The 13,165-nt window shown below is 72.7% G+C and carries 11 protein-coding genes; 7 read left to right on the forward strand and 4 right to left on the reverse strand.

The window, feature by feature from the left end:
• The first annotated feature begins 82 nt into the window (after positions 1-82).
• The 5 genes from tap (at position 83) to C0216_RS31740 (ending at position 7,413) form a co-directional block, all read left to right on the forward strand.
• Complete coding sequence (tap, locus tag C0216_RS31720) at positions 83-2,293, forward strand: telomere-associated protein Tap (protein WP_114059227.1); 2,211 nt, start codon at positions 83-85, stop codon at positions 2,291-2,293.
• 10 nt (positions 2,294-2,303) lie between these two features.
• The gene (gene tpg / locus C0216_RS31725; protein WP_114059228.1) at positions 2,304-2,861 is read left to right on the forward strand and encodes a telomere-protecting terminal protein Tpg; all 558 of its coding nucleotides are present in this window, start codon (positions 2,304-2,306) and stop codon (positions 2,859-2,861) included.
• A 1,282-nt stretch (positions 2,862-4,143) separates the two neighbouring features.
• Entirely contained in the window at positions 4,144-5,253 is a 1,110-nt protein-coding gene (locus C0216_RS31730; protein WP_246043053.1) for a bifunctional DNA primase/polymerase, read from the forward strand.
• Positions 5,250-6,854 (forward strand): DNA primase family protein, encoded by a 1,605-nt coding sequence (locus C0216_RS31735; RefSeq protein WP_174250576.1) that lies wholly within the window; start codon positions 5,250-5,252, stop codon positions 6,852-6,854. The genes C0216_RS31730 and C0216_RS31735 overlap by 4 nt, the downstream gene beginning before the upstream one ends.
• A 181-nt stretch (positions 6,855-7,035) precedes the next feature.
• On the forward strand, positions 7,036-7,413 hold the full coding sequence (locus tag C0216_RS31740) for a DUF6009 family protein (protein ID WP_114059230.1): 378 nt from the start codon (positions 7,036-7,038) through the stop codon (positions 7,411-7,413).
• Between the two features lie 253 nt (positions 7,414-7,666).
• On the opposite strand, the gene C0216_RS31745 is transcribed toward C0216_RS31740, so the two are convergent.
• From C0216_RS31745 to C0216_RS31760, 4 genes are all read right to left on the reverse strand, one after another.
• Positions 7,667-8,698, reverse strand: a complete 1,032-nt coding sequence (locus C0216_RS31745) for a ParB/RepB/Spo0J family partition protein (protein ID WP_114059231.1) — start codon at positions 8,696-8,698, stop codon at positions 7,667-7,669.
• On the reverse strand, positions 8,695-9,930 hold the full coding sequence (locus C0216_RS31750) for a ParA family protein (RefSeq protein ID WP_114059232.1): 1,236 nt from the start codon (positions 9,928-9,930) through the stop codon (positions 8,695-8,697). The genes C0216_RS31745 and C0216_RS31750 overlap by 4 nt, the downstream gene beginning before the upstream one ends.
• Before the next feature lie 237 nt (positions 9,931-10,167).
• Positions 10,168-10,842 carry a ScbR family autoregulator-binding transcription factor gene (locus C0216_RS31755; RefSeq protein ID WP_246043054.1) on the reverse strand — a complete coding sequence of 225 codons (675 nt, stop codon included), beginning with the start codon at positions 10,840-10,842 and terminating at the stop codon, positions 10,168-10,170.
• 390 nt (positions 10,843-11,232) lie between these two features.
• On the reverse strand, positions 11,233-11,778 hold the full coding sequence (locus tag C0216_RS31760) for a flavoprotein (RefSeq protein WP_114059233.1): 546 nt from the start codon (positions 11,776-11,778) through the stop codon (positions 11,233-11,235).
• Between the two features lie 59 nt (positions 11,779-11,837).
• Here C0216_RS31760 and C0216_RS31765 point away from each other — a divergent pair, with 59 nt between their 5' ends.
• Both C0216_RS31765 and C0216_RS31770 read left to right on the forward strand, forming a co-directional pair.
• A complete protein-coding gene (locus C0216_RS31765; protein ID WP_114059234.1) occupies positions 11,838-12,236 on the forward strand; it encodes an SgcJ/EcaC family oxidoreductase in 399 nt (132 codons plus the stop codon).
• Between the two features lie 67 nt (positions 12,237-12,303).
• Positions 12,304-13,155 (forward strand): NAD(P)H-binding protein, encoded by an 852-nt coding sequence (locus C0216_RS31770; RefSeq protein WP_246043055.1) that lies wholly within the window; start codon positions 12,304-12,306, stop codon positions 13,153-13,155.
• The last annotated feature ends 10 nt before the right edge of the window (positions 13,156-13,165 follow it).

A 13,165-nucleotide genomic window follows, 5' to 3' on the forward strand; every position in this document is an offset into this window, starting at 1 on the left:
TTGCAGTGATGTGCGATCCGCGTGGCGTTGGGTGTGGGATCCAGAAGCGTTCCGGCTAGGCTGTGGGGCGGAGGTGACCGCTGTGTCCACTGAGAACGAGCTGTTCAGCGCGGTCGACGCGCTGCTGGAGCAGGTCGCGCAGGACCCCCTGCCGCATCCCGCCGAGCGCCGGCGCCTGCGCGAGGCCGCGGGGCTGAGCCAGGACCAGATCGCGGCCGCCCTCAAGACGCGGCGCGAGACGGTCAGCGGGTGGGAGGCCGGGCGTACGGACCCCCGCCCCCCGAAGCGCGCGGCGTACGCCAGGCTCCTGGAGGGCCTCGCCGAGCGCTTCCCGCCGCCCGGGCAGGAGGCGGCAGCCGCCGACGCCGCGGCCGGAGCCGGAGCCCGGGAGGAGGCGGAGCCTGCCGGCGGGGCTGCGGCCGAACCGACCGCTCCGCCGGCCGGCGGAGCCCGGGCCGCAGGGCCTGACGGCGCCTCAGTCCCGGCTGCTGCCCCTGCCGCAGCCTCCGTCCCCTCCCCCGCTCCCGATGGCCGGTCCGTGCCCCGGCCCGCCGTTCGCACGACCGGCGGCCCGGAGCGGCGGCGGCCCGCCCCCGTGGCCGGCGAGGCGCGGTTCTCCCACGGCCCGCTCGTCGTCCTCGACGCGGACGCGGACCGGCAGGTCGTCGCGTACGGCGTCGGCGGCATCGTCCTGGACGTGCCCGCCGCGTCCCTGCCGGCCCTGGTCGAGTGGGCGCTCGGCGAGGCGATGCTCGGCGCGCCGCGCCTCCACCGCAACGGCCGGGACTCCGACCCGGTGCTCGTGCTGACCGACGCGGCCGCCGAGCGCTACGGGCTGCCCGCGCGCCTCTCGCCGCAGGAGCGGCTCGCCGGGCGGCTCCCGGACGACCACAAGGCGGTCAGGCAGCTCACCAAGGCGGACTGGCAGCTCACCCGGCGCGGCCTCGGCCCCTGGGCCCGGATCTACCGGCCCGCGCAGGGCGGCCGGCGCTCCTGCGTGCAGCTGTGCGTCCTCGGCTGGGACGCGCTCGACGCCCGTTCGTGGGGCGGGGCCGCGGAGCTGCCGCCGGCCGAACTGGCCCGGCTGCTGGGCACGTACGCGACCCGGGTCATCACCCCGCGCGGCTCGACCGCGGTCAACGGCCTGGAGCTGATGACCGCCCTGCACCCGCCGACCCGGGCCGGCGAGCCGGACGCCTCCGGGCGCCGCCACAGCGAGCACAACCCCGGCTCGCTCGGCACGCAGCCCGTCGACTGCGCGCCGCCCGAGGCACCCGACGGGCACCCGCTGCTGGCGCACCTCCCCCGCTTCCACCAGCGCGGCCCCGCCGAGATGCTGCTGGAGGAGGCGTACGACTGGGCGCGGCCCCTCACCGACGAGGAGTGCCTGAAGCCGTACGTGGTGGGCATCGACGTGAACATGGCGTTCGCCGCGGGTGCGAACGGTGCCGTCGTCGGGCTCGGCGCGCCGACCCGGGTCTCCCGTCCCGCCTTCGACGCGAGGGTGCCCGGCTGCTGGCTCGTCGACCTCTCGCACGTCGAGCTCGACCCGCGCCTGCCGTCGCCGTTCACCCCGACCGGTGCCCGGCCGGAGGGGCCCGCCTGGTACGCGACGCCGACGGTCGCGTACGCGGTGGAGCTCGGCTGGTCCGTGCAGCCGCTGGAGGGCTACCTGCGCGCCGAGACCGGCCGCTACCTCGACGCCTGGTACGGGCGGCTGCGGGACGCGTACGTCGCCACGATGGCCGACCTCGGCGTCACCACCGGCATGGAGCCTCAGGCGTTCCTCGACGCGATGGCCCGGCACCGGGAGGCCGACCCGGAGCTGGCGCTGGTCCTGACCGCGATCAAGGCGACCGTCAAGGGCGGCATCGGCAAGCTCCGCGAACGCCCCCGGGGCGGCGGCTGGCGGCCCGGCCAGCCCTGGCCCGCGCTGCAGCGCCCGACGTGGCGCCCCGACATCCGGGCGGCGGTCATCTCCCGCACCCGCGTCAACATGCACCGCAAGATGCGCAACCTCGCCGCCGCGACGGGCCGCTTCCCGGTCGCCGTCCTGTCGGACTGCGCTGTGTACGCTTCCGACGGGCCGAGCCCGCTGGACTTCCTCCCCTACGAGGACGGCAAGCCCCTCAAGGGCGGCTTCCAGCTCGGGGTCTCCCCCGGCATGGTCAAGCACGAGGGCACCCAGACGGTGCTGTGGGCCGAAGGCGTGCGCGAGGAGCACGGGGACTGCCTGAACCTGGCCCGCTACATCAAGGACGGCCGGATCACCGCCCAGGACGACGGAGAGTAGGGAGCGCCCGATGGACACGGTCGGGGAAGGCCTGGAAGGGGCCCTGCAGGCGGCGTTCACCCGTCCCGTCCCGAAGAGCGCGGGCGCGCAGATGCGCTACCTGGTGCGGCAGTACAAGGGCCGCACCGGGGAGGTGGCGCGGCTCCTCGGCATCAGCCGGCGCACCGTCGAGCGGTACGTGCGCGACCAGCTGAAGCGGCCCCGGCCCGAACTCGCCGCCCGCCTGGAGCGCGAGGTGCTCAGGCGGTGGCAGCCGCAGGTCCGGGCGCGGGCCCGGAAGGCCGCGGCCACCACCGGCGGCATCATGATCGACACGCGGGCGCGGTTCGGCTACACCGCCGCGCCCGGCACCACCGACGACGCCCGGCTGCGCCACCTCACGGTGGCCCTGCCGCCGGAGTTCGCCGGCCGCCTCTTCGACGCGCAGGAGGCCGGTGCCACCGAGCAGCAGCTCCGGCAGATCGCCGCGGAGGGGCTGCAGGAGATCTACTTCAAGGACCAGGGGCGGCGCGCGCAGGGCCTGCTGGTGGAGTACACCGACCTGGAACACGTCGAGTTCGAGCTGTAGGCCCCGCTGCGGGGCTCTGGGCACGGCCGGGAGCGGTGGCGCGCTCGGGGCCTGCCTCAGACTGCCCGGGGCGGCTTCGGGCGGCTCTGGCAGCCTGCCGGGCGCTCGGCGTTGCGGGTGGCTGCCCCTTTGAGGCGCCTCGTGCCCCTGGAGGGCTCTGAGCGGCCCTGAGGATCCCTGAGGGGCCCTGCCGTGTCTTCCGTGTCCTCCCAGGCGCCTGGGCAGTCCCTGGGAGCGCTCTGAGGGCGGTTCCCAGTGGCGTTGGTACGGGGGCCGGTTGGGGCCACGGCTGGGCCGGGGGACGGAATCAGTACGGACCGCGCGGCGGTGTCGGCCGGGGCTGGGCCGGGGAGGGGCCATGCTCGGAGCCCCGGCCCCTTCCCGCTGGGCACCACTCCCCTGCGGCCGCAGCCGGCCCGCTCTGCTCCCCGTTGCGTGCCTGCCGGTCGGCGGCAGGGACTGAAGCCTGCGGCGGGGTTCCGGAGGGCCCCTCCCCCTGTACTCCCTCCCCCGAACCGGGGGGACTGAACGCCGGTGAGCACGCTTCGGTCCCTGTCCCTTCAGTCACTGCACAAACCTGCAGGTCAGCGGCCTCCCTCTCGTTTTCCAGGGACCGAAGGGACTGAAATCGCTAGTTATGAGCTACCCAGAGACATGCAGTCATACTTACGCCCGCGCATACACGCACGCACATAAAGAGTGGAAGTAGTGATTCCGAGTCCCTTCAGTCCCTGTCCCGTCCCTCTCAAGGCTCTGACCTGCACTTTTACAAAGGGACCAAACACGGAGGGACTGAACGAGGGTCCAGCCCCTTCAGTACCTCGACCCCTCTGACGGACACCTCGGAGACGGATCGCGCGCCTGAGGCCGAGAGGGACCGAACGCCGCGGGCCGGGTTCGGTCCAGCAGTCGGTCCCGCGGACCACCGGCGTTCGGTCCCTGCCGACGGAGACCTCCTCCGAGGGAGGGACGGTCGAGTGCGGCTCCAGGAGGAGTCCAGGGGCGATCCACGAGGCGGCCGCGACACGCCCGGACGTACACCCGGCTCCAGAAGGGGCCATTCAGGACGAACCAGGTGAGAAAGTCAGGGTCTGAGGGACTGAAGGGACTGAATTCCGGATAGTGCGGCCGCTACATCCCGGGCCTGCGCGGACTCTGGGGTAACCTCCGGCATAGTGAATCTTGAGTCCCTCTGGTCCCTGAGGCGCAGGCCGGCGCACATCTCGGGGAGCAGTCCAGGGATGGGAACGACCGTCGCCGACACCGCGTCAAGGAAGAGCCAGTGCCCGTCTATTCCGAGAGCCTGCCACATGCGGTGAGCGGCGGGTCGGCACTGGACGTGGCCACCTGGCTGGCCCGACGAGGCTACCCCGTCCACCCGCTGGCCCCGGGGGCCAAGACGCCCGCAGCCAACTGCCCCGACTGCCGCGGCGCCCGCCACTCCCCCGCCGGCTGCCCCTGCCACTCCGAGGGCCGCTGGTGCCATGGCTTCCACGCCGCCACCACCGACCTCCGCACCCTGCAGCGCTGGTGGCGCGCCGAGCCGGCGTTCGGCATCGGGGTCTCCTGCGGCCCTGCCCGGCTCGTCGTCATCGACGTGGACGCCCACGCCGCGCCCCTTCCCGACCGCCGCAAGCTGCTGCCCGGCATCCCCGTCGACGACCGGGTCGACCTCACCGGCCTGCGGAACGGCTACCACACCCTGGCGCTGCTGGCCGCGTACCGCTCCCGGCCCCACCCCTGCGAGGACGCCTCGACGCTGCGCGTCCGCACGCCCTCCGGCGGGATGCACATCTGGTACCGGGTGCCCCAGGACGGCCCCGCCTTCCGCAGCTCCAGCGGCTCCGGCTCGCGGGCGGCCCTCGCCTGGCAGGTCGACGTCCGCGCAGGGGGCGGGTACATCGTCGCCCCTACCACCCGTACGACCGCCGGACTGTACGAGGCGCTGCCCGGCGCCCGTGTGCCCGCGGCGCTGCCGCTGTGGCTGACGGCCGAGCTCGTCCGCACCGGACATGCCCCGGACGAGGCCCCGGCCGCGCCTGAGGCTCCCTCAGAGGCTTCCGGAGGCCCCCTGGCGGCCCCGCGGAGCCCCGCACGGCCCGCGCCCCGCGCCAGGGCCGGCCGACGCCTCCTCGGCCCGCTCCTCGACGACGTACGCGCCTGCGGCACAGCCCCCGCCGGCACGGCCTTCAGCGAGAAGCTCAACCGGGCCGCGTTCACCGCCGGAGGGCTCGCCGCCGCGGGCCACCTCGACCACGGAGAGGGCCGCCTCCTGCTCCTCGAAGCCGCCGACCACGCACGACCACACCAGCAGCGCCGGAACCGCCTCATCGTCGAAGCAGGGCTGCGCGCCGGAAGCGACCGACCCATCCACCCCAAGGAATGCCCATGAGCAGCGCCGAAAGCACCGGGTTCAACGCCCAGGCCGCGGCGGAACAGCTCGCTGCGTTCACTCCGGACCCCGGACCGGCCGCACCGGCCGCGGCAGCCGCGACCGGCCGCCGCCTGCCCGCCCAGCAGGGCGGCGCCCAGGCGCCGGGCCCCGTCAACGACTTCATCGCGGGCGGTCTGCTGCGCAACCTCACCGACCGCGGCAACGCCAAGCTCTTCGCCCACCTCCACCACCACCGGTTCCGGCACGTGGAGGGACTGGGCTGGTACGTGTGGGACGAGTACCGGTGGAAGCGGACCGGCGGGGAGAAGGCCGCCATCTGGGCCGCCGGCGAGATGGCCGAGGAACTGCCCACCCACGACCCGCGGGGCGTCTTCACCGACCGCGAGCTGGCCCAGCACCGCAAGCGCGCCATGTCCACCTCCGGCGTGAAGGCCATGCTCACCCAGGCCAAGGCCTCCCCCGAACTCGCCCTCGACCCCGACACCCTGGACGGCGACAAGTACGCGCTGTGCACCCCCGCCGGCGTCGTGGACCTGCGCACCGGCGACCTGCGCAAGCCGGACCCCACCCGCGACCTGCACTCCCGCGCCACCTACCTGGCGCCCGAGGCCATGCCGACGCCCCGGTTCCACGACTTCCTCCACCAGACGTTCGGGGACGACGACAAGGGCAAGGAGATGATCAACTTCTTGCACCTGCTGCTCGGCTACTCCGTCACCGGCGACGTCGGCGGCCAGGTTCTGCCCTTCCTCTACGGCGTCGGCGCGAACGGCAAGTCCGCGCTCCTCGACGTCGTCATCAAGATCCTCGGTGACTACGCGGACGTCGCCCCGCCGGGCTTCCTGATGGAGCGCGGCAAGTTCAACGAGCACTCCACCGAGTTGACGGAACTGCACGGCCGCCGCCTGTTCGTCTGCAGCGAGCTCAAGCCGCACGACAAGTTCGACGAAGCCCGGGTCAAGCTCCTCACCGGCGGCGACCGGCTCAAGGCCCGCCGGATGCGACAGGACTTCTTCAGCTTCGAGCCCACGCACAAGCTGTGGCTGCTCGGCAACCACCGCCCCGAGGTCGGCACCGGCGGACACGCGTTCTGGCGGCGCATCCGGCTCATCCCCTTCGAGCGGGTCGTGCCCGACCACCGGAAGATCGACAACCTGGCGGACATCCTGGTGACGGAGGAGGGCCCCGGCATCCTCAACTGGATGATCCAGGGAGCGAAGGCCTACCTCGCGACGAAACCGGCCCTGACCGGCCCCAGCGTCGTCCGCACCGCCACCCAGGCCTACGCGACGACCGAGGACCACATCGGGCGGTTCCTCGCCGAATGCTGCACCACCGGGGCGGACCTGGCAGAACCCCGTGATCTGAAGGTGGAGCAGGGAGCCCTCTACCGGGCGTACAGTGCATGGTGCCTCGACGGCGAGGGACTGCGCCCCGCCACGACCCGCGCGTTCGCCACACGCATCCGGGCCGAGGTCGGCGTCGCGTCACCGAGCGAGATGCTCCGCTCGAACGGCCAGAAGTTCTATCCAGGTCTGGCCCTCCTCACCGACGAGGAACAGCCGCCCCGTGAGGCGAACAGGGCAGGTTCCAGGTGACCGGCCGGACGTGTGCAGCCTCCCCGGGGCGGGCACGCCTACGATGGACAAGGAAGATGAACAGACCCACCGGGCGGCGGCGGCCCGCAGCGCACTGCCGCATATCGGTTTCGGCGCCGCCCGCGGCGTGGACGAACAAGGGGCCCGGAAGGGCCGACGTGAACGAGGAAGGACCCAGGCCATGAGCTCGCTACTGACGGCAAGCGATCTCGCCCACGAGGACAAAGTGGTGTGGCTGGAGGACCCCGAACAGCTCGATTACGTACGCCAGGCCCTGGACAAGACCCCTCGTCGGCGCGGGAAGCCGCGCTACCACCGCGACGGCCGCATGATCGGCTTCACGGAGCTCGGCGACACCGCGGAGGCGGACCCGGACAGCGGCCTGCAGAAGCGGCGCGTCTTCTACCTGCTGCCGCACGACCGGGACGCCGAGCCCGATGGCCTGTACCGGGAGGGCGCGCCGGGCGAAGCCGTCGACCCGCGGACGATTGAGCCGCGGCAGGTCGGCAGGAAGACCGCGCGGTCGCAGCGCGGGCTGTCCGCGCCTACCGTCGCCTGAGCCTGTCTGCCCCGAGGGCCGCGATCCGGTCCCTTTCAGGTGTGTTTCAGGTCGTTGTCCTTGACGCGGCGGGCGCCGCCGCGGCTGAAGTGGCGGCTGAAGCGATGGCTGAAAAGTGACTGAAGCTTATGGCGAATTTCAGTCCCTTCAGTCCCTACGGTCCCTTCCCTGGTCCCTCCCCCGCTGTGGGTGGCGGGGCCGTTGAGGCGTTAACGCCGTTAACGGCGTTAACGCCGGCGGCCGCCGCGCAGCCTCAGATGCGGGTGATGAGCAGCTCCGTGACGGCCTTCAGGTCGTCGGGCGTGAGGTGCGCGGTCAGGGCGTCCGCGATGGTCTCGGGCGAGTCCGTCGCGATCATGATGCGCGGGTGTCCCGTCGGCGACGGTCCCTGACCGAACGCCTGCACCGAGCCCGTTGCCGCGCCTGCTGCCGTGCCTCCTGCCGTGCCGGCCGGGGTGCCCGTCGGGGCGACCGGAGTCGGACGGGCCGCAGGTGCGGCCGCCACCGGCGCGGCGGGGGGCGGCGCAAGGGCCGTAGCCGGCGAGGGCGGCGGCGGCGGGGTGTGGGTGCGCTGGCGCGGGGTGACCGTCGCCGCCTCTGCGGCCGCTGCCTCCTGCTGCTCCTGCGGCAGCCGGCCGATGCGGCGGGCCGGCTCCACCTTCAGCTCTCCCGTGTCCACCTTCTCCTGGAGCTCAGGCGTCAGGTTCAGCAGCGCCAGCCGCTGCGACACCCACGCCGGCGTCTTCCCGAGCCGCTTGGCCACCTGGGCCTGCGAGCCGTGGACCTCCACGAGCTCCTGGAGGGCGCGCGCCTGGTCCATGGGCGCCACGTCGACCCGGTGGACGTTCGCGATGAGCGCCGACTCGAGGATGTCCGCGGCCGAGGCGGCGAGAGAGTCGTTCACGTGGATGTGCATCGACTTCAGGCCCGCCAGCTGGGCCGCCGCCAGGCGCCGGTTGCCGTCGATCACCACGTACGGGGCCCGGCCCAGGCCGTCGGTCTGCCCCGGGTGCGCTTCCATGAAGGCCATGCGCGTGGCGACCGCGAGGGGCTGGAGCTGGCCGCGCGAGAGCAGGGACTGGGCCAGCTCGTCCAGCTCGGTCAGGTCCTCGCGGAGGTTGAACGGGTTGTGCGCGAGGGCCTCGATCGGCACCTCCGACGGCGGCTGGACCCCGGAGGTCGGGGCCCCCGTCGCCTCCGCGATGGCGGCGCGGCGGGAGCTGACGCCCACCGGCTGGGCCCGGGCGAAGGACGCCGAGACCCCGAGCTTGTCGGCCTTGCTCATGAGATCTCCCTGGCGAGGGCGCGCATTGCGACCGCCTGGTCGCCCTTCGGCGCGTAGACGAAGAGGGGCTGCTTCACACGGACGGCCTCGCGCTGTTCCTTCAGGTCGGGAACGACCGCGACGACACGGGGATCCTTTATGTCCATCCACGCCTGGAGCGAGGACGTCGCGATGAAGCCGCGGCGGCCGTCGTAGAGGTTGACGACCAGCCCGAGGTAGTCGATGTCGAGGCTCAGGTCGTCCCGCAGGTCGTTGATCTGGGAGGTGAGGAGGTCGTAGGCGTCGGCCGACGAGTCCTCCGCCTGGACGACGATCAGCGCACCCGAGGCGCCCGGCTGCTCGTTCTCCCGGCGGCGCCCGTAGTAGATCGCGGCATCCATGCTGAGGCCGAGGCTCGGCGGGCAGTCGATGATGACGATGTCGTAGTCCGACTCCAGCGGGGTCAGGGCCCGTTCGAGGGAGGCCTCGCGGGCGCGGACCGTGGAGAGGCGGACGTCGAGGAGGAAGGCGTCCGTGCAGGCGGGCAGCAGGTGCAGGCGGTCGCCGAAGCGGGCGTCCGGGATCGGGACGACCAGGTCGGCGAGGGGGCCCTTGGCCTCCCCCGCCATGTGGCAGGTGAGGCTGTCGCCGCCGATGGGCAGCGGCTGCTGGCCGAGCTGCTTGGTGAGGTGGCCCTGCGGGTCGAAGTCGACGAGCAGGACGCGCATCCCGAGGCCCGGCAGGTCCTCCAGGTCCAGCGAGCTGCCGGAGCCGGCTGCCGGCGGGGCCGCCAACTGGCGGGCCACACGCACAGGGTGGAGGGAGTCGGGGTCCTCGGCGAGCGCCTCGCCGGTGCCGGCGGTGATGGCCGTCTTGCCGACGCCGCCCTTCTGGTTGCACACGACGATGCGGCGGACCACCGAAGGGCGCTGCACCGTCGGAGCCGGGTTCATCTCCAGCCAGAGGCTGACCGCTTGGGCCAGGCCCTGGATGAGCGAGACGCCGCGGTCCCTGGCATCGGCGCGGAACGACTCCCACTGGCCGGCGGGCAGCCAGGTGGAGAACGACTCGGCGCCGGAGGTGTCCACGGAGGACGGCGCGGACGCGAGCGCGCTCCACTGGGCGATGCCCTGGTGGACGGCGTCCTGGATGTCCACCCGGAGTTGGGCGGTGCGGATCTTCAACTCCTGGCGGAGCCAGGGCGGCAGCTTGGAGACGACCTTCTCTCGGTCGCTCGGGGTGGGAGAAGTCATGAGAGGGACTTTACTAACGTTCTGGAGTATGTGTGGACGGCGCGCTTGGGTTTTGCTAACGAATTGGTTCGAGATGCGGATACGCGCGGCTACGGGCGCCCGTGACGGAGGGTCCGGAAAGCCGACAGGGCGGCCTCGCACACGCCGTAGCGAGCACCCCCGTGGTTCACCACGGCGCATGCGAGGCCGCCCTGGGCGGCACGTTCGGGCGGGGCCGACCGGGCGGGGCCGACGGGGTCAGCCGACCCCGACCGCCGCCGAGTCCGCTGACACGAGCCCGAGTTCGGCTCGGAGGTCGGGCGACCCGGCGGCCGCGAAGAGCGGTATGCGGTCCGCGGGAACGATCCCGGGGAGCAGGAACGTCCACAGGTCGGCGACCCGGTCGTGGAGGTCCCTGCGCCCGGTGCGGACGTGTGAGGTGACCTGGATGCCGGTGAACGAGCCGACGAGGCACGTCGCGAGGTTGTTCACGTCCAGCCCCGGCAGGAGGTCCCCCCGCTCCCGGGCCGGCGCCAGGCACACGCGGACCGTCTCGATCCATGCGTCGTAGGGCGCCGGGTCGGGGTTCGTGAAGGAGCCGAACTCGATGACGAGCCGGATGCCGGCGCGGATGCGGACGTTCGTGCGCAGTCCGTGCGCCATCTGGTGCGACAGGTCGATGACCGTCTGGAGGCCCGGGTCCTCTATGGCCGGGACGTCCGCGGAGACCTGGAACTGCTCGTCCATCAGCGTGCGGGCGAGGGCTTCCTTGGAGCGGAAGTGGAAGTACAGGGCGCCCTTGGTCACTCCGGCGTGGCGGACGACGTCGCTGAGGCTGGTCCCGCCGAAGCCGCTGCGGTCGAAGGCCTTCGCGGCGCCGTCGAGGATCGCCTGCCGGGTGATCTCGGCACGTTCCTGCCGGGCCCTCGCCACGTACGCCACTCCTGCTGCTCTCGGCCGAGCGGCTGCGCCGCTGCGGCGGTTCTCGTGCGGGCCCGGGGACGCGGCCTGCACCGGAGCCAATGTACTGGGAGGACGCCAAAAAATACCAGTCGACAGGTACTTTTTGGAGCGTGGGGAGGGGCGCTGACGGCGTTAACGGCGTTAACGCCCCTCCCCGTCGGGTGGCCTGGTCGCGTCGGCGGCGGGCCGAGCGTTAACGCCGTTAACGCCTCTCCCCCAGCGGGCGGCCGGGGCGGCCGGGGCCTGCCGAGCGTTAACGCCGTTAATGCCCGGCCGCCATGTGCCAGCCGTCAGGCGCCAGGGACGAGGGCGTTAACGGCGTTAATGGTCCCGACCCTGTGGGGCGTTCACGGTGCCAAGCTACGGGGCGGGCGGTGCGTCCAGGGCGTTCAGGGCCGTCTGCCAGGGGAAGTGCGGCGGGGCGTCCTGGCCCGCGGGGCCCGGGACGAAGCCGTTCTCCCCGAAGAGCACCGTCACTCCGGCGGTGCGCAAGGTCGCCAGCGACGGCTCGAACTGCGGGTGCGCTGCCAGGGCGGCATTCGTACACGGCATGGTGACGACCGTGGTGCCCTTGCCGAGCGCCTCGGCGGCGATACCGATCGCGAAGCGGTCGGTCAGACCCAGCGCCCAGGCGTTCACGGAGTTGAAGGTCGCCGGGGCGAAGAGCACCGCGTCGGCCGCGGGCCAGACATCGGGCTCGCCGGGAAGCTTGTACTGCCAGCGCACCGGATGCCCGGTGAGGGCGGCCAGCCCGTCGGTGCTGCCGGAGAGCCAGTGTGCGGCCGTCGGGGTGAGCCCCAGGCAGACGTCCCACCCTCGGGACTGGGCGTCCTCGATCACGTGGGCCACGTCGAACACGGGCGGTGCGGCGGAGCAGAGCAGATAGAGCGTTTTCGTGCTGGTCATAGCGACATGTGATCACATTCCTTGACCTCGACCACAGTTGAGGGCAGAGCATCGGAGCCATGAGCGAAGAAGACACGGCCCTGAAGGCCATTGAGCAGGTTGTCGCCGCCGTGCAGCGCACCCAGCGCGAGAAGGATGCGGAGGGCTTCCTCGCCCTCTTCCACCCCGACGCCCTGTGGACGACCGCACACGGCAAGGTCCTCATCGGCTTCGATGCGATAGCCGACTTCACCCGGTCCGTGCTGCCCGGCGCGAGCTGGGACGGCGAGGTGACCTACGACGTGGTGCACACCCAGTTCCTGCGGCCCGATGTCGCCGCCGTGAAGGTGCGCCAGCTGTACACCGACGCGGAGGGGCGCCCGGAGAGCGAAGGAGCGCCGCTGTACGTGATGACGCGCGGCGGCGACGGCCGCTGGCTGCTGACGGCCTGCCAGAACACGCAGGTCCGCGCCGCCTAGACGCACGCGTATGCGGGCGAGCCTCTCGGCCATGGCCCGTCTCGCGGCGACCGGCTTCACTGGGGCCATGACGCAGACAGAGATGCAGACGCAGACGCAGGCGCAGACAGCGGCCGGGACGACCCTCGTCATCGGGGGACGCGGCAAGACCGGGCGGCGCGTCGTCGCCAGGCTCCAGGACAAGGGCCGTCCCGTGCGGGTGGGGTCGCGAAGCGGGCAGCCCGCCTTCGACTGGCACGAGCCGGCCGGCTGGGCGGCCGCCCTCGACGGGGTCGACCGGGTGTACGTGACGTACCACCCCGACCTGTCCTTCCCTGGCGCCACCGAGCAGGTCGGCGCGCTCGCGGAGGCGGCCGTCGCCGCCGGGGCGCGCCGCCTGGTGCTGCTCTCCGGGCGCGGGGAGCAGGCCGCACAGCGGGCCGAGGAGGCAGTGAAAGCGACGGGCGCCGACTGGACGGTCGTCCGGGCCAGCTGGTTCAACCAGAACTTCGACGAGGACTTCTTCCTGGAATCCGTGCGCGCCGGGGAGTTCGCCCTGCCGACCGCGGACGCCGTCGAGGCGTTCGTCGACGCCGACGACATCGCCGACGTCGTCGTGGCGGCGCTGGAGGACGACCGGCACATCGGCCGCACCTACGAGCTGTCCGGGCCGCGGCTGCTGTCCTTCGGCGACGTGGCGGCCGAGCTGTCCAAGGCGACCGGGCGGCAGATCACGTACGTGCCCGTCTCCGATGCGGACTTCCGGGCGGTCCTTCGAGAGCAGGGGCAGCACGAGGACTTCGCCGACCTGTTCGGGCTGCTGCTGGACGGGCGCAACGCCCACGTTGTGCACGGCATCGAGGACGTGCTCGGCAGGCCGCCGCGGGACTTCTCCGCGTACGTGCGCGAGGCGGCGGCCACCGGCGTCTGGGACGTGTGAGCAGGACAGC

The organism is Streptomyces globosus (assembly GCF_003325375.1).
Taxonomy (GTDB): Bacteria; Actinomycetota; Actinomycetes; order Streptomycetales; family Streptomycetaceae; genus Streptomyces; species Streptomyces globosus_A.